Below are 21,653 nucleotides of genomic sequence, written 5' to 3'. Positions count from 1 at the left end.
GTGTCCAGGGCCGGACCAACAGCCGCTATGCCGACAGGGGCTCTCCCGTCTCCTCGGACAGATGGGCCTGCTCGTAGAACCACTGAAGGTGTTCGACCAGCCCATCGACGGCGCTGCCATCCGCGAGGACGGTCAGAGGGAAGCCGGGGCGCAGCGTGAGCTTCGCGGCGGCGATGTTCACACCGGGCAGTTGATTGAGCCGTTGCCGCAACTCCTCCCGCAGCGCGATGTCGTCGAACGGTGACCGGTTGGCCAGGTGTTGGAAGACCACCTCAGCCTTACCGCTCGGGTAGAGAGTGAGAGGCCAGATGTCGCCCTCGCGGTGACCACGTTCCCGAGCCATGAGGAAGCAGGAGGTTACTGCTGCGCCGCCGTACAGAAGTGTTCCGCCCGCCTCTGTCCAGCGGTCAAGCAGGTTCAAAGTGGCCGCGGCGACCGCTGGGCTTTGCAGCAATCTGAGCTGCTCCGTGAATCGGTCGGAGCGGGACTGGCCCTCTCCGGGCCGTGGCCGGGGCAGACGCCTGGGCAGTTCGTCAGGAGCCAGGCCGGTCAGTTGTGCCAGTTCATCGAGGTCGATGCGCTGGGCCTGGTCAGCCCGGCCCTGCTGATCGAACGAAACCCCTTCAGCCTTCAGAGCCTCGACTGGGTCTTCCGTGCGCCCGTCGGGCCAGCGGAAACCGCCAGCCATCGTTCCCTCGACCTGCAACACCCGATGAGCATTGGGTACCGGAACGGTGCGCAAACGGTTGCCAACTGGTTGGGGAGCAGTGCCGATGAGGGCGGCCAGGTCGCCGTACGTGGTCCAAGATCCGGTGGGTAGAGCCGCGAGCGCCTTCTCCATGAGGTCCCAGCGCACCTCGGACTGATCGACTGCCTGGCTGGTAGGGCCGGGCCAATGCTCGATGATGCGTTCGGCCAGCGCGTCGGCGCGCGCGTGGATCTGCGGGCGCCCCCATCGTTCGCAGGCGATGATGTCCTGAGTGAGGCGCAGGCCGCTCTTGGCGAGCTGGACACGCTTGACCGCGAACGGGCTGTTCCCCAGTTCGACGTTGTAACCGGTCAGCGTCAGGTTGCCCAGGGTGTGCTTCAGGGCGTCATGCACCTCGGTGACGTTCTCGTGCGGCTCAAGGTCCGCGGCGAGCATGCGCTGCCATTCCGGGCTCGTACTCTGCGGCAGCACATGCTCGATCGTCAATTTACTCAGTGTGACCGGCTCTTTGCTGCCGTACGACTCCTCCAGCCAGCGCAGCACCAGCGTCCGCTGGGATGCCCGTCCGTTGGTATAGAACGGCAGCGACCGGACCGCATGGCGGACGTCGGCGTCCGTGGCGTAATACTTGCGGCCGGCCGACAGGTAGGCATGTACCGCCTGGTCCACCGGCAGTTTCTTGTCCATCTCGGTGACGATGGACAGCAGGTTGCGATTGATGTTCGCGGTAGCGCGGCCGATCAGCAGCCGTCGGACGAGGAAGCTCTCGACGTAACGCATCGCCGACGCAACCTGCGCGCTGGTCGCGGTGCCCAGGCTGCGCCGGTCTAGCAGGTGCAGCAGGACGGGGTAGACGGTGGTAGTGCCCCAGGCGTGTAGGCGTTCCAGGCGAAGCCGTACTTCTGGGTCCTGCTCCTTGTCCGGATGCAAAATGATCTCGAGAAGGGTGCCGAGGCGGGCGAACCGGCGAACTTCCGCCTCGATCTCGTCCTCGGTGGTCAATCGGTCGAGGCGTGCCTGCTGTCGTGCGTATGTGTCGCCCTGGGTAATGCGCGCGTCACGGTGCACCAGGTCCAGCCAGAACAATGTTTCCATCTCAGTCGAGCTGAGCCGCCTTTGCAGCGGGAGCCAGTGCGCGTCGTAGACGGTCTTGCTCCGGTCGGGTAGGCGCATGAAGAGGTAGTTGCGCAGCAGGTCGGCCTGTGTGAGCTTGAGGCCTGTGTTGTTCAGCGACTCGAAAATCCGGTAGACGTTGTCGTCCGCGTGAGCGACGACGGAGACCAGCGCCAACCCGAAGATCACGGCATCTTCCAGCCGCTGCACATCTGCCGCGACCTTCGGCTCCTTCAATCGGTCGCGGAAGAACTTGTACGCCGCGCCCACCGTACCCGCGCCCACTTGTGCGGAGGAGTCCACACACGCCAGGTACGCGTCGAGGTCGGCTTGGGTGGGCACCAGCTTCAATCGTCGGGTGGGCTTGTACTTGTTGATCAGATATTGATCTGTGAGGCGATCGTGGTGATCGTTGCTTTCGCTGGCGACGCGGTGGTCGCGAATCGCGCACAGCAGGATAGAGAGAGTTGTCAAACGCTGCTGACCGTCAACAACCAAGAACTCCCCGACGCCGGCGGGCCCGTTGTCCGGGCTGGGTGCCAGCACCAGTGAGCCGATGAAGTGGGTCGTCTTGGGATTCTCGCTCCGGTCCTCGACGAGCCGGACTATGTCCTCCCAAAGGCGTTCCAGGTTATGTTCTTGCCAGGAGTATGTGCGCTGGTAAAGAGGTACCTGGTATTGCTTCGTGCCTTCGAGTAGGCCCTGCAGGGTGGTCTCTTCCGCTGCAACCATCCGGCGCTGTCACCTCATTTGCTCCGGCTTGTGATCAACAGGATCACACCGGGTAGTTCGTCTCGGATCGTGGCAGCCTAGGTGATGATCGACGTCGAGCAGTGTCGCGAATCTGACTCACGCGTGGTTCACCCCATCCGGCAGGTCAGGGGCCGGTAAGGGGTGAAGTAGCATGCGTCGGTGATCCGCTCATGAGACCGACGATCGCCGCCGACACCCTGCGTCGGACCCTCACGCAATACCTGACCACCACCTTCGGCCTGACCGAGGACGACGTACGCCAAGGTCTGGAGGGTTTCCTCTCCCACCCGGAGCAGGGCATCTTCCGCGGGCCGTACCTGCGGATCCGCACCCCCTTCCGCCCGGCGGCGGGCGACTGGCGGGCGTGCCTCGACTGGGCGCCGGCCGACTTCGCCCCCTACCTGCACCAGGCGAAGGCGTTCGCCCGGCTGTCGACGCGGGGCAAGGCGGCCCAGCCGACCCTGATCACCACCGGCACCGGTTCCGGCAAGACCGAGTCGTTCCTGATCCCGGTGCTCGACCACTGCCGCCGGGAGCGGCAGCGGGGCCGGTCCGGGGTCAAGGCGATCCTGCTCTACCCGATGAATGCCCTGGCCACCGACCAGACGCAGCGCATCAACGACCTGCTCGCCGACCCGGCGCTGGCCGACGTCACTGCCGGCCTCTACATCGGTGACGTGGCGGCCATCGAGTACCGGCACGTGATGACAAAGCGGTCGGAGATGCGCCGGACGCCACCCGACATTCTGATCACCAACTACAAGATGTTGGACCTGCTCCTGCAACGCGGCGACGACTTGCCGCTCTGGGAGGACGCGGCGCCGGCGTACGTGGTGCTGGACGAGTTCCACACCTACGACGGCGCGCAGGGCACCGACGTGGCGATGCTGCTGCGCCGGCTCGGCGCCTCGCTCGGTCTCGCCGAGCCGGACCGCCCGCTGGGCGGCATCTGCCCGGTCGCCACCTCCGCCACCCTGGGCGAGGGTGGCGGTCGCGACGGCCGGACGGCCATCCGCGAGGTCGCCGAGCAGGTCTTCGGCGTCGCCTTCGACGCAGGGTCGCTGGTCGGGGAGGACCGCTACGAGCCCGGCGAATTCATGGCCCGCCAGGACTTCAGCCTGCCGCTGCCCAGTCCGGAGCAGCTCGCCGCCGTCGACGACCGGCACCCCGAAGCCATGATGGCCGAGGTCGCCGAGCTCGTGGTCGGCCAGCGCTGCGTCGACGACCCGCAACGCCTCGGCCGGCTGTTGCGCCAGCACCCGCTGACCAAGGCGGTGCTCGACTCGCTCCAGGCCCGCCCGTGCACGCTCGACGAGATCATCGACGTGCTGCCCCGCAAGAACGCCACCGGCTGGGGCAGCGCCATGAAGACCCGACCCGAGGTGACCGCCCGCGCGCTCGCCCGGTTCGTCGGTCTGCTCTCGCTGGCGCAGAACCCCGACGCGCCCGGTCGCCCGCTGCTCAACATCGAGACGCACCTGTGGGTGCGGTCGGTGTCCCGGCTGCTGCGCGGCACCTCCCACCAGCCCGCCTTCGGCTGGTACGGCGAACCGCCCCGGCAACTCGACCCCTACGTCCCCGACGCCGACGTGGTGGTCGCCGACAACCGCCATCCACGCCTGCCAGCCGTCTACTGCCGGCACTGCGGCCGGTCGGGGTGGATGGCCCTGTCACCGGAGAAGGACCCGCAGGAGCTGGAGACCGACCCGGACAAGATCTACCGGGCCAGCGTCGGCCGGGACAAGCGCCGGATCCGCGCGCTGATCGCCGCCACCGACGACGAGATCCAGCAGCGGACCGGCGGGCTGCTGGTGCTGGAGTACGGCCGCCGGGTCCGTCCCTTCGACGAGCACCGGGACCGGGTACGGTCCGACGACGCCGTCGTCGTGCTCGGCGACATCGTCGCCATCGACGCGGCGGAGAAGGACCGCTGCCCGTCCTGCTCGATGGACCACGGCATCCGATTCCTCGGCGCCGGACTGGCCACGCTCGCGTCGGTGGCCATCACCCAACTGTTCACCGGCGGCGAGCTCGACGAGCACGAGAAGAAGACGCTGCTCTTCAACGACTCGGTGCAGGACGCCGCGCACCGCGCCGGGTTCGTGGCCAACCGGTCGTACGCCTTCTCGCTGCGCTCACTGCTCGCCAGCCGCCTGCGGCCGGGGCAGCCGATCGGGTTGGACGACCTCTTCGTGGAGATGATCGAGAAGGCCGCCGAGCCGGAGATCCTCTCCACCGTCGTCCCGCCCGACCTGCACGATCGACCGGACGTCGACAGCCTGCTCGGCGGCGAACACCAGGGCAGCCGGGAAACCTGGTCGCTGATCAGCGAGCGGCTCGTCTTCGCCACGGTGATGGAGACCGGGCTGCGCTCCCGCCAGGGCCGCACCCTGGAGTTGACCCGCAGCGTCGCCGTCGAGGTCGGCCTCGACGACCCGGCGAAGGCCGCCGCGATCTGCCGCGACGTGCACCTGACCGGCCCTGGGCTCGGCGGCACGCCGCCGGACGACGCCCGCTACCTCGCCTTCCTGCGCGGCCTGCTGGAGCGACTCCGCACCCGAGGTGCGGTCTACCACGAGTGGCTCGTGCCCTACCTGCGGCGCGGCGGCACCCGGTGGCAGGTGTGGGGTGGCCGTCCCGCCGGCATGCCCGCCTTCCCGCGCGGCGTGTCGGCACCCGCCTTCCTGCTCACCACGTCGAAGTCCCGCTCCGAGTTCGACGCGATCAACGCCCGCGGCAACTGGTACCAGGACTGGACCTCCCGCTGCCTCGGCATGGACCACGGCGAGGCCGGCGTCTACCTGTCCCGGCTGCTGCCGGCCCTGGCCGCCGCCGACGTCGTCGCCGCCGGTGACACCGAGGACAACAACACGGTGTACGGGCTGATGCCCGGCCACCTACGGGTCACGCTGCTGGACGACGACGCTGCCGTGCGGGCCGGGGTCGGCTGCGACACCTGCCACTGGCAGCAGACCGAACACCCGGACCGAGTCGGTGAGTGGACCGGTCAGCCGTGTCGGCAGTACCGCTGCCGTGGCCGACTGCGACCCGTCCACGACGACACCGCGCCGGACGACTACTACCGGCGGCTCTACCTGGAGAGCCCGGTCTTCCGGGTGGTCACCGGTGAACACACCGGCATGCTCACCCGGGTCCAGCGGGAAACCGTGGAGCAGAAGTTCCGCGGCGGCAAGCGGTACACCGACCCGAACGTGCTCTCCTGCACCCCCACCCTGGAGATGGGCATCGACATCGGCGCGCTCTCCGCGGTGGTGCTCGCGTCGCTTCCGCACGGCCCGGCGAACTACGTGCAGCGGGCCGGTCGCGCCGGTCGTAAGAGCGGCAACGCGCTCGTGCTCACCCTGGTCGGCCGTAGCGAGCGGGACCGCTACTACCTGACCGAGCCGCGCGACATGATCGCCGGGCAGATCGTGCCGCCCGGCTGCTTCCTCTCCGCGGTGGAGATCCTGCGCCGGCAGTACCTCGCCCACCTGATCGACCTGGCCGCCCGTGGCCAGTTGCCGGGCGTGCTGCCGATGCCCCGGCGCGCGCACGTGCTGTTCGGCCCGAGCGGGTGGCTGACAAACCTGGTCGACGCCGGCCGCAGCGACGGGGTCCGGCTGGTCGAGGACTTCCTGGCGCTCTTCGGCGACCGGATCCTGCCGTCCGCGGTCGAGCAACTGCGGGAGTTCGCGGTCGACGGGATCGTCAACCGGGCCAAGGAGGCGGGTGAGACCTGGGAACTCCGACTGGCGGACCTGCGACGCCGCCTGCAGGAGATCAGCCGGGCTCGCGGCACGCTCGTGCCGAGCGACCCCGACCACGCCCGCGAGATCCGGATGCTGAAGGCGGAGGAAGGCGCGGTCCGCCGCCGGCTGCGGGAGGTCAGCGCCGCCGCCGCGCACGGCACGCTGGTCGAGTTCGGGCTGCTGCCGAACTACGCGCTCATCGACAGCCGCACCGACCTCGAAGCCACCCTGACCTGGGAGGAGCAGGTCGACGGCGACCGCCGTTTCCACAGCGAGCTGCGCGAGTACGCCCGCCCCGCCCGTCCCGCCCTGGTCGAGATCGCCCCTGGCAACAGCTACTACGTACGGGGTTACAAGCACGAGATCTCCGGGCTCGACGTCGGCCCGCCCGACCGGCCCACCTACGAGCAGTGGCGGGTCTGCGCCCAGTGCGGCTACGTGCGTACCCACCTGGCCAAGGAGGACACCAGCGCGTGCCCGCGCTGCGCGGACCGGGGCATCGCCGACCACGGCCGGCTGTTCCAGGTGCTCCAGCCGACCCGCGTCTACAGCCGGGACAAGCGCGACGACGCCCGGATCCGCGACGACAGCGACGACCGGGACCGCCGCTTCTACGCCACCACCGTCGCGGTCGACATCGACCCGGCGAAGGTCGGCTCGTCCTGGCGGCACGCGCACGACACGTTCGGCGTGGACTACAGCCGACACGCCATGATCCGGCACTTCAACCTGGGCGCTCAGCGCTACGACCGGGCCGTCGAACCCTTTGCGGGCGAGGAGGTGCGGATCAACCGGTTCCACACCTGCACGTCCTGCGGCGGCACCACGGTCGACGGCAGCCCGGTGATCGGCCAGCAACTCGCGGCGCAGGCCTCCGGCGCCACCGTCATTCAGGGCGCCGAACACCACCGGCCCTGGTGCCCGTACCGCCGGTCAGCGGCGGCACCGGACACGCACGTCGACCTGATCCTGGCGCACGAGCTGGAGACGGAGGCGCTGCGGATCCTGATCCCGGCGGCGACCGCGTTGGTGCAGGAGCGACTGTTGTCCTTCGCGGCCGCGATCCAGCTCGGTATCGCCGCCCAGTACGGCGGCGAGCCGGCCCACCTTCAGGCGATCTCGGCCACCATGCCGGACGGCCAGAGCGACGGCACCCGCAACTTCGTGGTCGTCTACGACACCCAGCCGCAGGGCACCGGCTACCTCCACCGCCTCGCCGAGCCGGAGGAGTTCCGGGCCGTCCTGCGTCTGGCCCGACAGCAGATCGCGGACTGCGACTGCCGCAACGAGGCCAAGCCGGTCTGCCACCGCTGCCTCCTGCGCTACGCCCGCAACGAGCACTTCGCGCTGCTGAGTCGGGACGAGGCGCTTGGCATGCTCGACAAGCTGCTCGACAACTGGGGCGTCGAGGAGGGCACCCGTACCGACGAGATCTCCCTGATCCACCAGGTGGAGAGCGAGCTGGAGCTCCAGTTCCTCACCAAGCTGCTGAAATTCGGCGAGACGCCGGGCTCCGGGCTGCGGATCGACCGGCGCCGGGACCACGACGGCGCCCGGATCGCCGATCTGCGGTTCGTCAGCGACGGCGGGCAGAGCATCACGCACTGGCAGATGAAGTTGCAGAACACCGTCCGGGGCACCCGACCCGACGTGCACTTCACGCGCCTCGACGCGCCGTCGCCGGAGGTGGCGGTCTACCTCGACGGTTTCAAATACCACGCCTCGCCGCAATACAACCGGCTCGCCGACGACGCCGAGAAGCGGGCCCGACTGCGCGCCCACGGCTACCTGGTCTTCGCCGCCACCTGGGACGACGTGAAGACCTGGGGCAGCGCCGACGGGCTCGGGCGGTGGACCCCGTACGGCGGCGTCAGCAAGCAGACCGCCCGGGAGCGGTACCGGCAGTTCCTGCCCGGCGCCGACCCGGACGAGCTGGAGACGACGATCTGGACCAACCCGGTCGAGCAGCTGATGCGGTTCCTCGCCGACCCCGACCTCGTCCGCTGGCAGCGCCGCGCGGAGGCGACGCTCGCCGGGCTGCTGAAGCAGGCCCGGGACAACAGCGCCACCGACTCCGGCGGGGTCGCGGCGCGCCTGATGGCGGCCCTGCGCGGCGACGCTCTGCCCGGACCGGGCTCGGCACGCCACATCATGGTGGCTCGGGCCCGGGACAACGCGGACTGCCCGGTGACGGTGCTGATGGACGGCCGCAGCAAGCCGTTGCCGACCTGGTCGGCGCTGGCCGTCGTGGACGATCTGCCCGCCGCGATGACCGACGCCGGCCACAAGGACCGCTGGGCGGCGTGGCTTGCCTGGGGCAACGTCATCCAGTTCCTCGGGAACGGTGGCGGGGACGCCGGCCAGCTCGCCGTCTCCGCACTGGACACCTTCGACCCGGCGTCCCTCGCGGTCACCGAGGGCACCGGGCTGATGCTCACCCAGCGTGCGCTGCCGTTGGACGAGGAGACCGCCACCTGGCTCGGTGTCGCCCCGCAGCCGGCGCCGACCGAGCCGGACCCGGTCGACGACCAGTCGCCGTGGCGCGACGTCCTGCGGTACCTGGATCCCGAGGAGAGCCGCCTGGAGCCCCTTGTGCAACAGCTCGCGCGGCACAACCTGCCCGCACCGGTCGTCGGCTACGAGCTGGGGGACCAGGCGTGGCCGGCGGAGCTGGCGTGGCCGGACCGGCGGGTCGCCATCGTGCTCACCGGCTCGCCCGACGACCCGGAGACCGAGGACCGCGACCGGGCGTACGCCGACGCGGGCTGGCACGCGCGGACCGCGCGGGAATGGTCCGCCGAGGAGCTGGCGGCGCAGCTCGCGGCGACGAGTGGGGGAGAAGACTGAGATGAACACCGGAGCGATGCTGCGCATCCTGGACCGCGCGGACAAGGAGGTCATGAAGCTCACCCGCGCCGACATCGGCGCGGTCTACGAGTTCATGCACAAGTTCCGCGACAACCCGGCCAACCCGGGTCTCAAGCTGAAGGCGCTCAACGGCGACTCCCGGCTGATGTCCGCCCGGGTCACCCGCGACTACCGGGCGCTCCTGCTCCACATCGCCGACCGGGACTACCTGCTCGTCGCGGTCAAGCACCGCAGCGAGGTGTACGACGACCTGTCCCGGTACGCGTACCGGATCAACCGGGTCACCGGTGGCATCGAGGTCGTCGACCTGGCGCCGGTCGGTGACAGCATCATCGGCCGGGTCGTACCGCCGGATCCCGAACCGGTGCCCGCGAGCAAGCCGCTCTTCGACGCCCACACCGACGCCCAGCTCCTCGACCTCGGCGTCTCCGAGCCGCTGCTGCCGCAGATCCGGGAACTCACCACCGAGGCCGACCTGCTGGAACTGCTGGACCGGGCGCCGCAGCTCACCACCGACGTGCTGTTCGCGCTCTTCGACGGCACGCCCTACGACGAGGTGCTCCAGCAGGTCACCGATCCGGTACGCGCCGACGAGCCGGTCGATCCGGAGGACTTCGAGGCGGCTGTGGAACGCCCCGCCACCCAGGTGACGTCCGACGACGAGGCGTTGCAGGCGATCATCGGGGAGGCCTTCGAGCGCTGGCAGATCTTCCTGCACCCCACCCAGCGCAAACTGGTCGAGCGGAAGTACAACGGTCCCGCCCGCGTCGGCGGCGGCCCCGGCACCGGCAAGACCATCGTCGCGCTGCACCGGGTCGCCCACCTCGCCCGGCAGCTTCCGCCCGGTGCGGACAAACCCATCCTGCTGACCACCTTCAACCGCAACCTCGCCGCCGATCTTCGTACCCGCCTGCTGGCGCTCGGCGGTCAGGACCTGGTGGCCCGCGTCGACATCGTCAACATCGATCGGCTGGCCAGCCGGGTCGTGACCGAGGCGAAGGCCGGCGCGAACCGCGGTGTCGTCAACGACAGCCGGGTCCCCGACCTGTGGGGCGAGTTCCTCCTGGAGACCGGCGAGTCGGGCTGGGACGCGGAATTCCTCGCCGCCGAGTGGACGCAGGTGATCCTCGGCCAGGTGCTGAACTCCCGCGCTGACTACTTCAAGGCACGCCGGCCCAACCGGGGCCGCAGCCTGACCCGGATGGAGCGGGATCAGATCTGGCAGCTGACGGAACGCTTCACCTCGTGGCTCGAAGACCGCGGCGTGTGGACCTGGCGCCAGGTGGCGCAGCGGGCGGCCCGGCTGGAGATGGACCGCGCGGCGGCCCCCGGGGAATCGTCCGGGGCCCTCCGCCGCCCGCGCTACCGCCACATCGTGGTGGACGAGGCGCAGGACCTCAGCGCCGCGCACTGGAAGATGCTGCGGGCCATGGTGCCCCCGGGCCCCGACGACCTCTTCCTGACCGGCGACACCCACCAGCGCATCTACGACAACCACGTGACGCTCGGCAGCCTCGGCGTCAACATCCGCGGCCGCTCGTCGCGCCTCACGCTGAGCTACCGCACCACCCGACAGATCCTCGCCGACGCCCTCCAGATCATGACCGGCGAGGTGTACGACGACCTGGACGGCGGCGAGGAGGACCTGGCCGGCTACCGTTCGCTCCTGCGCGGTGCGCCACCGGTGTTCCGTGGCGCGTCGACGTGGACCCAGGAGCGGGAGCTCATCGCCGAACAGGTGCGCGCCTGGGACAACCCGATCGATGGCTCGGTGGCCATCTGCGTCCCGACGAAGGAGTTGGCCGCCGAGGTGCTGAGCCGGCTGGAGGCCGACGGGTTGCCGGCGGTGGAGATCGGCCCGGACGGCCCGAAGCAGCCCGACGGCATCCACGTCGGCACCATGCACCGGTTCAAGGGCCTGGAATACCAGCGCATGATCATCGCTGCGGTCGGCGACGGACTCGTCCCCCGGCAGATGATCAGCCGGTACCGGGACACCGACCCGAAGCGCTACCAGCGGGAACGCCAGAAGGACCGGTCGCTCCTATTCGTCGCCGCCACCCGGCCGCGCGACGAGCTGGTCGTGTTCTGGCACGGCACGCCCAGCCCGTTCCTGACCAGCCGCCTCGTTCAACGACAGTGACAGTGACCGTGAGAGGAGACCACAGATGCAGGCGCGGGACCGCGTCGGCGATCGGTACGAGCTGACGTATCCGATCGGGCGCGGCGGGATGGGCCAGGTCTGGGCGGGCTACGACGAGCGCCTCGACCGTCCGGTGGCGGTCAAGTTCCTTCGGACCAAGGAGGTGCCGGAGACCGAGCGCGAGGTCGCGGTCAAGCGCTTTCGGCGGGAGGCGCGGGTGACCGCCCGCCTCGACCATCCCGGCGTGCCGGTCATCCATGACCTCGGTACGCACGACGACGACCTGTACATCGTCATGCAGCTTGTCCGCGGGTGCCAGCTCGCCGACCTGGTGGCGGAGCAGGAACGACTGTCGGTGACGGAGTCGGCGTCGATCGCCGCGCAGGTCTGCTCCGTACTGACCGACGCCCATGCCGCTTCCCTTGTGCACCGCGACCTGAAGCCGCAGAACCTCATGGTCACGCCGTCGGGCGTCGTCAAGGTTCTCGACTTCGGCGTGGCCGCGCTGATCGGGCCGGCCGAGCAGTCCCGCCTGACGGCCACCGGTCACACGCTCGGCACCCCCGCCTACATCGCGCCGGAACAGGCCTCCGGCGCGGCCGTCGGACCCGCCGCCGACCTGTACGCCCTCGGGTGCATTCTCTTCGAGATGCTCACCGGACGGCCGCCCTTCGAGGCCGGCAACTCACTGGAGATGCTCCACCGGCACATGCGGTCACCCGTCCCGATCGTGGTCGAGTACCGGTCGGACGTGCCCGACGACCTGGCCCACCTTCTGTTCTGCCTGCTGGCCAAGGACCCGTCGGACCGGCCCGCGTCCGCCGCCGAGGTCGAGCAACTCCTCGGGCACTTCGCCGGTGGCGGCAGCGTCGGGGCCGTGGGCGGACGGAAGGCCGACCCGTTGGCATCGACGATGGCGGACCTCTCGCCGCCACCACACCGGTCGGCGCGAACCCTGGCCGAGCTGCGGGCACAGGTCGAGGAACTGGCCGAACAGGAACGGTACGTGCAGGCGGCGGACATGGTGGAGCGTGCGCTCGCTGCCGGTGTCGAGACGGTCAATGGCGAACTCGTTCCGTTGCGGTTCGATCTCGCCAACCTCTACCTGCTGGCCGGTGACCTCCGGCGGGCTCGACGGGCCTTCGAGGAGCTCGCGCGGGACGTGAGCCAATCGGCCGACCATCAGGAACTCGCCGAAGAGTGCCGGAGGAATGCGATCGCATGTCAGGTCGATTTGGGTGAGGCGGCGGAACCGGTGAGTGAAGCGCGGGAGCAGTAGGTTCGCCGGCCGGCCGTCGGGCCGAGCGTCAGGTCCAGGCGCGGTCGAGAGCCAGGGCGAGCCGCTTCAACCACTGCTCGCCGGTGCCTACGACGCCCGGGCACTCGTCGGTGAAGTTGGTCCAGTCGACGTCCCAGCTCAGCACTGTCTCGGCGGTGAAGGCGTCGGCGTCGGCTCCCAGCTCCGGTCGCATCAGCCGGCGGACCAGGTCCAGCTCGACGCTGGTGTGCTCGGCGAGCAGGACGGCGTCGTAGAGATCCTTGCCCTGCGGATAGCTGTCGGTGGCCAGCCACATCAGCTTCCAGGCCAGCGCGAGGCCGGCGGGCGCGGCCAGCACCGGCGTGTCCACGCCGGGAAGCGTCAGCGTCTCCGGCGGGAGTGGGAGCTGTTCGCCGAAGACGACGTCGATCTGTACGTGACCCTCGGGCGCACCGGACGCGGTGAACGGGACGACGAGGCGACGGCCGTCGGCGCGCTCGTAGGTCCAGATGGCCGACTCGATGATCCGGTCCGCCTCCAAGCCTACGCCCGCAGCCGCCCGGATGGCGGCCTTGACGGCGTCGAGCAGCTCACGGGCGTCGCCGCTGTCGCTGGTGATGGTGTGCGGGACCACGACGAAGTCGAGGTCGCCGGGCGCGCGGGCACCCTCGCCGACCTGAGCCGCCATCGCGACACTGCCCCGAAGGACCAGATGCCCGCTCCAGGCCGCCCCGACCACAGCCGTCAGGACGTGGTTCATCGCCACACGTCGGGCGGTGGCCCAACGCCGGCCGGTGGCAGCGTCGAGAAACTCGGGCTCGCCCGCCCGGTACGCGTTCGGATACTGCTTGAGCGCCGGATCGAACGCCGCCCGCTGGTGGACGGGCGCGTCGGCGGGCAGCGGCTGGTAGGTCGGCGGGTAGTCCGGGGAGGCTGCCGGTGCCGACCTCATAGCGTTCTCGCGGTCCGCCAACCACGTGCTCACCTGATCCGAGGGTGCGTCCAGCCAACCCTGGTCGAGATGCGGGCCGCTGTCGGACACGACGTACTCCTGCTCCACCGCCGGGGGCTCGTGGCCCGCGGCCCGGAGGGTGTCGACGAGTTCGTCGAGGCGCTGCCGGGCGGTGGGCAGCCCGACCCCGTGGCAGCGCTGGTTGACGAACCGCTCCTGCGTACCGTCCGGCCGTTCCCGGCGGGCGTTGCGGGACAGCCGTGCGCCGAGCGGCGCGACCAGGTCGGAGAGCGCGACCAGGTCCGCCACCGTCGTGCCGGCCAGCAGCAGCTTGACGTGATGCTCGAAGTACCGGCCGTCCGGCTCGGCCGCCGCCTGCTCGTCCGACTGCGGCACCCCGACGCACCACGGCGCCGCCTCGATCTTCGTACGGCAGGCGTGGATGCCGGCCGCACCCAGCTCGTGCAGCCAACGCTGAGCCACGGCATGCTGCTCGGTGAGCGTGCCGCGCCCGGTCAGCGTGAGCATCGGTTGGGCGGCGTACATGCCACGGTCGAGCACGATGTGCACGAACTTGACCCCGTGTCGGGCGGCGAACGCGGACAGCTGCTCCGCCTGGTGGGCGTGGGCAGTGAGGTGAATCTCGAAGTCCCCCGACAATTCCTGCACCGGCGGAGTCTAGGACACGGGCCGCAGTGGGGACGCCGCGTTTTCACGCGAACACGATTGACCCGACGCTCAGACTGTCGGCATGGAGTTCCTGTGCTACCACCGTGATCGACCCGGCTCGATGACGCTGCGCGACGAGTTGCTCGAAGCGCACTGGTCCTACATGGATCGGTACGCGACGGAGATGATCGCCCGTGGGCCGACCCTCGCCGAGGACGACACCGCCACCGGCAGCCTGCACATCGTCGACCTGCCCGATCCCACCGCCGCCCGCGCGTTCGCCTTCGACGAGCCCAACTACCAGGCCGGCGTGTACCGCGACGTCCTGGTGCGCCGGTGGCGCAACACGCTGGGACGCACCATGTGGGAGTTTCCGGGAGGTCGGGTCGGCGGCAGCCGGTACCTGGTGCTCGGCCTCGGCGCCGGCGAGCCCGCCGATCTCGCCGTGCCGGCCGACCCGGGTGAGCTGATCGCGTACGGACCGCTGCTGTCCGACGATGCCTCGACCTGGCTGGGCACCGCGGCGTTGGTGCGGGCGGCGGACCAGGACCGGGCACGCGCCGTCCTGACCTCGGGCCGATACGCCGACATCGAGGTGCACGACTGGCAATTCGGCGGACGGGCATGATCGAGAACGTGAGCGGGTGGCCTCGGCCTCCTGATCAGCGACGCTCGTCCCGCACCGGACCCTTGAGGAAGGCGGACCACGTCTGTGGGGTGAAGATGAGACCGGGCCCGTTCGGGTCCTTCGAGTCGCGGACGGCGACGAGCCCAGGGAGGTTGGTGGAGACTTCGACGCAGTCGCCGCCGTTGTCGCCGCTGCGGGTGCTCTTGCGCCAGATGGCACCGGTCAGGTCAGTCATGCCGCATCTCCCTGGCGATCCGCTTGATCATGTCCCTCGATTCTGCCTCACCGAACGCGAGAGCAACCAGACCGTTCCAGGTGCTCTCATAGGCCGCCAGTTCGTCGGGCTTGTCGAGGTACAGCGCGCCGGTCAGCGATTCGCTGTAGACCACAGACGGCTCAGGTGCAGCTCGCCCGCCCTTGGCCGCCGGGAAGTCGAGGACGACGAAGGAGCCCGCAACCGCGCCCGGATGCGGGCCTGCCGCAAGCGGCACCACACGCACCGACACGTTCGGCAGCTGTGCGGCTTCGAGTAGGTAGTTGAGCTGGTTGGTCATGACCGCGGCACCGCCGACCGGCCGACGCAACACCGCTTCCGAGAGCACAGCCTCCAGACGCGGCGGCTTGGGGAGGCGCCGAGTGAGCAGGCTCTGCCGCTGCATCCGCACCTCGACGGCACGTTCCCGTTCTTCAACGCTCAAGCGGCTGCCCGGGTGGTACAGACCGAGCGCGTACCTGCGCGTCTGAAGCAGGCCGGGGATCAGTGATTCGTCGTAGCGGCGGAGGTTGGCGGCGGCGGATTCCAGGCCGACGTACAACTCGAACCAGCTCGGCACCGCGTCCCCGTACGCGTGCCACCACCCCTTCGACTTCGTCTCGGTGGCCAGCCCCTTCATCGCGTCGGTCAGCTCGTCGGACACCCCGTACAGCTCGCACATCGCCTTGACGTCGAGCACCCGGACGGCGCCCATGCCGCACTCGATGCGCCAGATCTTCTGCCGGCTGTATTCGAGCGCCTCGGCGGCGGCGTCGAGCGTGACGCCGGCCTCGGTGCGATATTGCCGCAGCAGCCGGCCGAGCTGCCGGCGCGGCACGGTCGATCCGATGTCTTCCGCCATCCGAGCACTCCCCGGTTCCGCCGTGCAACGCTGGGTGATGATGCTCTGAAACGTTTACCGGTTGCAGTAAAGAAAGTCAATGTACGTCGGGAGAAATGCGGTGTGGAACGTTGCAGGTGGCCGGTCGCGGGTCCCATCCTGGCCACCAGGAGCCGTGTCGTCGTACCGCTGATCGGAGCTGCGGCGGCAGGGCCGGGCACGGTCCGCACGTGCGCGGGGGCGCGCGGACCGCCCATCCACCTTGAGGGCTCGACAGGGAGGCCAGCGCATGGTCGTGGGCATTCGGAGTACGACGTGGGGGAGCGCCGCCGCGTACCCCAGCCACCTGCCGTGGCAGGCGCGTGAGCGCCGCCTCGAGCCGGCCAGGTCCGGAGAAGACCGGTGAACCGGCGGTACGTCATCCACCTGCCGATCGTCGCCGCCGACCTGCCCGCGGCACAGCGCATGGCCCGGGTGGTCGGCCGCTGGCTGCTCGTGCTGCCACGCGCCGAACCGGGTGGCACCACCGTCTCGGCCGAGGACGAGCAGAACGTACGCCACTGGGTCTTCTGTGACGCGCCGATGGCGAACGGCCGGCGCTGCCTGCTCGGCGCCGACCACGACGGACCCTGCTCCCGTCGCCTCCTGCCCGCCCGATGACCGCCGCAGTCCTCGCCGGGACCTTGCTCCCGCCTGCCCCTAGCCGGCGAGCGCGCCGAGGTCCCTGCCGTCGAGCAGGTTGACCAGATCGTCGTCGCGGGTCACCTGGTAGCCACGCCCGCGCAGCTCCGCCACCAGCTCGCCTTCACGGTCGAGCGAGATCTCCAGGTAGTCGCCGTCGTGCACGGTCAGCTCGCGCCGGCCGTACTTCTCCCGCAGGTCCTGCGGCAGCGCCTCGAACGCCCGGGTGGTGACCATCCGCGGCCACCGCCCGTCCACCACCGCACCCACCTCGGTCAGGTCGAAGGGCTCGTCGTCGTCCTCGTCGCCGTCGTTGTCGGCGGGGTTGTCCAGGTGGGTCATCGGGACCTGCCGGGCCTCGCCCCAGGTGCGGGCCGCGGCGAGCGCCCGGATCTCGGTGGCCTCCCCGGCCGCGGTGTCGGCGTCGACGAAGGCGAGACAGTCGTGATGCGTGGCGTGCCCGTAGACCAGGGGGTGCGTCGTCATGACGCCATCCTGCCCCAGCGGTACGACGACCAAGATCCGCCGGGGGCGGCTCGACCGAACGGTCGACCGCTAGGCTCGCGCTTCCCGGCCTCGCCACCTGGAGTAACGCCCATGTCCGACAGCGTCTTCGCGCAGTTCACCGCCGACGACGACCAGCTCGCCGTCGCGTTGCTCGTGCAGCCGGCGATCAACGCCGCCCTGGTCCGGCACCTCACGCTGACCAACTGGGCGACGAGCCGCTGGCGGACGTGACGCTCACGCTGGAGTTGCTCGGCCCGGACGGCGCCCTCACCGACCCGTGGACGCGGACCCTCACCCGACCGCTGCGGCCCGGCGCCGGCACCGGCTGGGACGACTTCCGGGACCTCACCCCGAGCGCGCGCTGCTTCACCGCACCGACGAGGCGTTCCCCGTCGACTACCTCCTCACCAGCGGACGGATCCGTTTCGACCAGGAGCGACGCCTCACTCTCGGCTGACGTTCCCGGCTCGCCCTGAGCAGCACGCCGGAAGAAGCCTCGCCCGGCCCCCGAGCATCGGCCGGTGAAACGTCATGGGTGTCGAAACAGGCCGGATACATCCAGGGCGTTCCACTCGGTCCCGCGTACGGACGTGGCACCGCCGCCATGGCGATCATCGACGTCTATCGCTACTATCCGGTACCGATGGATTACGGCGCGTTGATGTGTGCCGTCCGCAAGCCCTGGACGTTCGCAATCCGGCGCCGCCACGAACGTGATGCCGGCCTGAGGATCACGCCGTCTCGACGAAGGGGATCCGGATGACGGAGAGCGCGCGGACCACCGAGAGCCGGACCCTTCCGCCCGCGCGGCCGTACCCGTTCAGTGTGCCCGACCGCCTCGTCGTCGATCCGACCTATGGCGAGCTGCGCGAGAACGAGCCGATGACCCGGGTGAAGCTGCCCTACGGCGAGGAGGCGTGGCTCGCCACCCGGTACGACGACGTCCGGACGATCCTCGGCGACGTGCGGTTCGGCCGCGCCCCGGCCGTGCAACGCGACGAGCCCAGGCTCACCGCGCGCCAGCAGTCCAGCGGCATGCTGACCATGGACCCGCCCGATCACACCCGGCTGCGCCGGTTGGTGGCGAAGGCGTTCACGGCACGTCGGGTAGAGGCGCTGCGACCCCGAACCCAGGAGATCGCCGACTCGCTGGTCGACGCCATGGTCCGGCTCGGTCCGCCGGCCGACCTGGTGGAGCACGTCGCCACGCCGCTGCCGATCCAGGTGATCTGCGAGCTGCTCGGAGTCCCGTACGCCGACCGCGACCGCTTCCACACCTGGTCCGAGGCGATCGTCTCGACCACCTCCCTGCCGGTGGAAACGATCCAGGAGTACCTGAACAGTCTCTGGGGCTACATCGGTGACCTGGTCGCCGAGCGTCGCCGTGACCCGGGGATCGACGACCTGCTCGGCGCGTTGGTGCGGGCCCGCGACGAGAATCAGGATCGGCTCAGCGAGACCGAGCTGGTGGAGCTGGCCGGAGGGCTGCTCGCGGCCGGCCACGAGACCACGGTGACCCAGATCCCCAACTTCGTCTACGTCCTGCTGCACAATCCGGACCAGCTCGCTCGGCTGCGGGCCGACCCGTCGCTGGTGCCGGCCGCGGTCGAGGAACTGTTGCGGTACGTGCCGCTCGGCGTCGGATCCTCCTTCGCCCGGTACGCCAAGGAGGACGTCGAGGTCGGCGGGGTGCTGGTCCGGGCCGGCGAGCCGGTCCTCGGCTCACTGTCGTCGGCGAATCGGGACGGTACCGTCTTCGCCGACCCGGATCGGCTGGATCTCGACCGCGAGCAGAACCCGCACCTGGGCTTCGGGCACGGCGTGCACCACTGCGTCGGCGCGCAGCTGGCCCGGATGGAGTTGCAGGTCGCCGTCGCCACCCTCGTGACTCGCCTGCCCGGACTGCGGCTCGCCGTACCGGAAGCCGAGCTGGAGTGGAAGCGGGGCATGTTGGTGCGGGGCCTGCTCGGCATGCCGGTGGCCTGGTGAGTGCCGCCTGGCGGGTCGGGGTGGACTCGCGCCGCTGCATCGGCACGAGCATCTGCGCCGGTACCGCGCCCGAGCACTTCCGTCTGGTCGGCGGCCTGTCCACGCCGCTGGCCGACGTCGTCGCTCCGGCCGAGGTCATCCTCGACGCCGCCGACTCGTGCCCGGTGGAGGCGATCACCATCCGCGACGCCACCGACGGCCGGCTGATCGCGCCGCAGGAGTGACCCGGGATCGAGCCCGGCCGCGAACGTGTGTGGTCAGGGCGTTAGAGCACACGGCGCCGTAACCGCCACACCACCACACCGATCAGGACCGCCGCGACGGCGACGAACAGGGCCGCCTCGATGAGCTGGAACGTCCAGAACCGGTCGGCCGGGTGGTAGACCCCGAACTGCTGGATGCCCCGCGCGTGCAGGAACTGGTTGAGGTTGGTGCCGGCCCGGTCGGCGGCGTCCTCCAGCTCGTAGTACTCGGTCGAGCTCAGCCTGCGCCCGGTGGCGTCCGCGTAGCCGTGTTCGATCATCCAGTCGGCGACGCCGGGCACGGTCCGGTGCCCCGCCTGGTCCTTCGAGCCGCCGACCGGGACCGGCTCCATGGTGGTGAGCGGCGTGGCGTACGCGGGACGGGCCAGCAGCGCCACCGACATCCGGGCGGCGAGGAACGCCCCGAACGCGACGCCGAACGCGGGCAGGCTGCGCCGCAGGATCGCCCCGGCGGCGGTGGCGACGCCGAACGCGAACAGCGCGTACGCCACCGGAACGACTCCCTCCAGGTCGAAGGCGTCGTACTGGAACCGCCCTTCCCACGCGTCGAACGGCTGACGGAACCAGGTGAGGACCGCGGTGAACATCCCGGTGAGCGTGACGGTGACGCCGGCCAGTGCCGCGAGCTTGGCCGCCAGCCAGCGCATCCGCGGCACGGCCTGCGTCCAGGCGAGCTGCCAGGTGCCGTCCTCCAGTTCGCGCGCGAGCAGTGGCGCACCGAGGAACGCGCCGATGACGGCGGGGACCAGATAGAAGGCCGCCAGGAGGTTCTCGACGTACCCGTACTCCTCGTCGAGCCGGCGGAAGGCGGCCGCGCACGCCTCGTCGACACCGGCCTCTCCCGCGCACCGGGCGGGACCGCCGGGGAACAGGTCGTGGGCCTGCGTCCCGAGCACGAGCAGGGCGACGCCGAACACGCCGACGAGCAGACCCAGGACGCAGACCTCGGTCCGGTGCTGGCGCCAGATCACCCACGTCATGCCGCCACCCCCGACGGGACCGTGGCACTCGGCTCGGACGGCCGGCGCAGGTACGCCAGCACCAGGTCCTCCAGCCCGACCGGCCGGGCCTGCCAGCCGGGCGCGGCCGGGATCCCGCCGTCGCGTACCAGCAGGGTCGTGTGCCGGTCGCTGTGGACGGCCTCCACGACGGCGCCGGAGCGGTCGAGGTCGGTGGCCGTGCGCGGGCCGACGAGCAGCCGGTGCTCGGCGAGGAGGGTGTCGATGTCACCGGTGAGCGTGACCCGGCCCTGGTTGAGCACGACCAGGTGGTCGCAGACGCGCTCCAGCTCGTGTACGACGTGGGAGGAGAACAGGACGGTCACCCCGCCCTCGGCCACCGCGCCCATGAGGACCTGCAGGAACTCGCGCCGGGCCAGCGGGTCGAGGCTGGCCACCGGCTCGTCGAGGACGAGCAGGTCCGGCCGCTTCGCCAGGGCCAGCGCCAACGCGACCTGGGCCTGCTGCCCGCCGGAGAGCGTACCGGCCCTGCGGTCGAGCGGGATGCCCAGCTTCGCCAGCCGGCGCTCGGCCAGCCCCTGGTCGAACCGCAGGTTGCAGGCTCGGCCGAAGCGGAGCATCTCGGCGACGGTGAAGCGCTTGTACAGCGGGTGGTCCTGGGCCAGGAACCCGATCCGGGACAGCGTCTGCGGGGTGCTCGCGGTGACGTCGTGGCCGAGGACCTCCACCGTGCCGGTGCTCGGTGCCAGCAACCCGACGACCAGGCGCAGCAGCGTGGTCTTGCCCGCGCCGTTCGGCCCGACCAGGGCGATCACGGCGCCCGCCGGCAGGGCCAGGGTGCAGTCGCGCAGCGCCCAGCCCTTCCGGTACCGCTTGCCCACGCCGTCGGTGCGCAGCGCGATCTCGGTCCCTGTCACGCCACGTCCTCGTTCCTCGTCTGCTGGTGGACGGAGGTGAAGAGCGCATCGACCGCCTGTTCGTCGAGGCCGGCCGCGTAGGCGCGGCGCAGCCAGGTCGCCAGGCCGCGGCGAAGCGACGTGTACGTCGACGGCGACATCGCGGCCGACTGCTGTTCGTTGACGAACGTGCCCTGGCCGGGCCGGCCGGTGACCAGGTTCTCCTGCTCCATCTGCCGGTACGCCTTGGCGACGGTGTTCGGATTGATCGCCAGGTCCTCGACCACCTCGCGGATGAGCGGGAGGCGGTCGCCCGGTTGGAGGAAGCCCAGCAGCACCGCCTGGCGGACCTGCTGGACGAGTTGCAGGTACGGCGGCACGCCGGAGTGGGTGTCGAGCCGGAAGATGAACACGGTAGCCCC

17 protein-coding genes are annotated in these 21,653 nt (G+C 70.3%); 9 read left to right on the top strand and 8 right to left on the bottom strand.

Annotated features, from left to right (window positions below; translation table 11 throughout):
* Positions 1-25 precede the first annotated feature (25 nt).
* Entirely contained in the window at positions 26-2,554 is a 2,529-nt protein-coding gene (locus ACGFI2_RS10505; protein ID WP_393513852.1) for a DUF262 domain-containing protein, read from the bottom strand.
* A gap of 191 nt (positions 2,555-2,745) precedes the next feature.
* On the opposite strand from ACGFI2_RS10505, the gene ACGFI2_RS10500 reads away from it, so the two are divergent.
* Genes ACGFI2_RS10500 through ACGFI2_RS10490 form a run of 3 tightly spaced genes read left to right on the top strand, consistent with a single transcriptional unit; the run spans position 2,746 to position 12,614 of the window.
* A complete protein-coding gene (locus ACGFI2_RS10500; RefSeq protein WP_393513849.1) occupies positions 2,746-9,171 on the top strand; it encodes a DEAD/DEAH box helicase in 6,426 nt (2,141 codons plus the stop codon).
* Position 9,172: 1 nt separating this feature from the next.
* Positions 9,173-11,335: a UvrD-helicase domain-containing protein gene (locus tag ACGFI2_RS10495; protein ID WP_393513846.1), complete on the top strand. Its 2,163-nt coding sequence runs from the start codon at positions 9,173-9,175 to the stop codon at positions 11,333-11,335.
* A gap of 25 nt (positions 11,336-11,360) precedes the next feature.
* Positions 11,361-12,614, top strand: a complete 1,254-nt coding sequence (locus ACGFI2_RS10490; RefSeq protein WP_393513843.1) for a serine/threonine-protein kinase — start codon at positions 11,361-11,363, stop codon at positions 12,612-12,614.
* Positions 12,615-12,642: 28 nt separating this feature from the next.
* On the opposite strand, the gene ACGFI2_RS10485 is transcribed toward ACGFI2_RS10490, so the two are convergent.
* A complete protein-coding gene (locus ACGFI2_RS10485; protein ID WP_393513840.1) occupies positions 12,643-14,214 on the bottom strand; it encodes a nucleotidyl transferase AbiEii/AbiGii toxin family protein in 1,572 nt (523 codons plus the stop codon).
* Positions 14,215-14,296: 82 nt separating this feature from the next.
* On the opposite strand from ACGFI2_RS10485, the gene ACGFI2_RS10480 reads away from it, so the two are divergent.
* Complete coding sequence (locus tag ACGFI2_RS10480; RefSeq protein ID WP_393513837.1) at positions 14,297-14,842, top strand: YciI family protein; 546 nt, start codon at positions 14,297-14,299, stop codon at positions 14,840-14,842.
* A 34-nt stretch (positions 14,843-14,876) separates the two neighbouring features.
* On the opposite strand, the gene ACGFI2_RS10475 is transcribed toward ACGFI2_RS10480, so the two are convergent.
* Positions 14,877-15,077: a DUF397 domain-containing protein gene (locus ACGFI2_RS10475; protein ID WP_393513835.1), complete on the bottom strand. Its 201-nt coding sequence runs from the start codon at positions 15,075-15,077 to the stop codon at positions 14,877-14,879.
* On the bottom strand, positions 15,070-15,957 hold the full coding sequence (locus ACGFI2_RS10470; RefSeq protein ID WP_393513832.1) for a helix-turn-helix domain-containing protein: 888 nt from the start codon (positions 15,955-15,957) through the stop codon (positions 15,070-15,072). Before ACGFI2_RS10470 ends, ACGFI2_RS10475 begins: the two co-directional genes overlap by 8 nt.
* A 381-nt stretch (positions 15,958-16,338) precedes the next feature.
* Here ACGFI2_RS10470 and ACGFI2_RS10465 point away from each other — a divergent pair, with 381 nt between their 5' ends.
* Complete coding sequence (locus ACGFI2_RS10465; RefSeq protein WP_393513829.1) at positions 16,339-16,596, top strand: hypothetical protein; 258 nt, start codon at positions 16,339-16,341, stop codon at positions 16,594-16,596.
* Between the two features lie 39 nt (positions 16,597-16,635).
* Here ACGFI2_RS10465 and ACGFI2_RS10460 read toward each other — a convergent pair whose 3' ends face one another.
* Complete coding sequence (locus ACGFI2_RS10460) at positions 16,636-17,103, bottom strand: hypothetical protein (protein ID WP_393513826.1); 468 nt, start codon at positions 17,101-17,103, stop codon at positions 16,636-16,638.
* Positions 17,104-17,214: 111 nt separating this feature from the next.
* Between ACGFI2_RS10460 and ACGFI2_RS10455 the strand changes: the two genes are divergently transcribed.
* From ACGFI2_RS10455 to ACGFI2_RS10440, 4 genes are all read left to right on the top strand, one after another.
* Positions 17,215-17,355: a hypothetical protein gene (locus tag ACGFI2_RS10455; protein ID WP_393513823.1), complete on the top strand. Its 141-nt coding sequence runs from the start codon at positions 17,215-17,217 to the stop codon at positions 17,353-17,355.
* Positions 17,356-17,728: 373 nt separating this feature from the next.
* Positions 17,729-17,887, top strand: a complete 159-nt coding sequence (locus ACGFI2_RS10450; protein ID WP_393513820.1) for a hypothetical protein — start codon at positions 17,729-17,731, stop codon at positions 17,885-17,887.
* Complete coding sequence (locus ACGFI2_RS10445) at positions 17,884-19,113, top strand: cytochrome P450 (RefSeq protein WP_393513817.1); 1,230 nt, start codon at positions 17,884-17,886, stop codon at positions 19,111-19,113. Before ACGFI2_RS10450 ends, ACGFI2_RS10445 begins: the two co-directional genes overlap by 4 nt.
* Complete coding sequence (locus tag ACGFI2_RS10440; RefSeq protein WP_393513814.1) at positions 19,110-19,337, top strand: ferredoxin; 228 nt, start codon at positions 19,110-19,112, stop codon at positions 19,335-19,337. Before ACGFI2_RS10445 ends, ACGFI2_RS10440 begins: the two co-directional genes overlap by 4 nt.
* A gap of 41 nt (positions 19,338-19,378) precedes the next feature.
* Here ACGFI2_RS10440 and ACGFI2_RS10435 read toward each other — a convergent pair whose 3' ends face one another.
* The 3 genes from ACGFI2_RS10435 to ACGFI2_RS10425 are packed head-to-tail and all read right to left on the bottom strand — an operon-like array spanning position 19,379 to position 21,644.
* Positions 19,379-20,356: an ABC transporter permease subunit gene (locus tag ACGFI2_RS10435; protein WP_393513811.1), complete on the bottom strand. Its 978-nt coding sequence runs from the start codon at positions 20,354-20,356 to the stop codon at positions 19,379-19,381.
* Positions 20,353-21,252, bottom strand: coding sequence for an ABC transporter ATP-binding protein (locus ACGFI2_RS10430; protein WP_393513808.1), 900 nt, complete (start codon positions 21,250-21,252; stop codon positions 20,353-20,355). Before ACGFI2_RS10430 ends, ACGFI2_RS10435 begins: the two co-directional genes overlap by 4 nt.
* Positions 21,249-21,644, bottom strand: a complete 396-nt coding sequence (locus tag ACGFI2_RS10425; RefSeq protein ID WP_393513805.1) for a GntR family transcriptional regulator — start codon at positions 21,642-21,644, stop codon at positions 21,249-21,251. The genes ACGFI2_RS10430 and ACGFI2_RS10425 overlap by 4 nt, the downstream gene beginning before the upstream one ends.
* Between the last annotated feature and the right edge of the window lie 9 nt (positions 21,645-21,653).

Origin of the sequence: Micromonospora sp. NPDC049282 (genome assembly GCF_043197045.1) — a bacterium.
Taxonomy (GTDB): domain Bacteria; phylum Actinomycetota; class Actinomycetes; order Mycobacteriales; family Micromonosporaceae; genus Micromonospora.
This window is presented reverse-complemented; position numbering and strand designations above follow the sequence as displayed.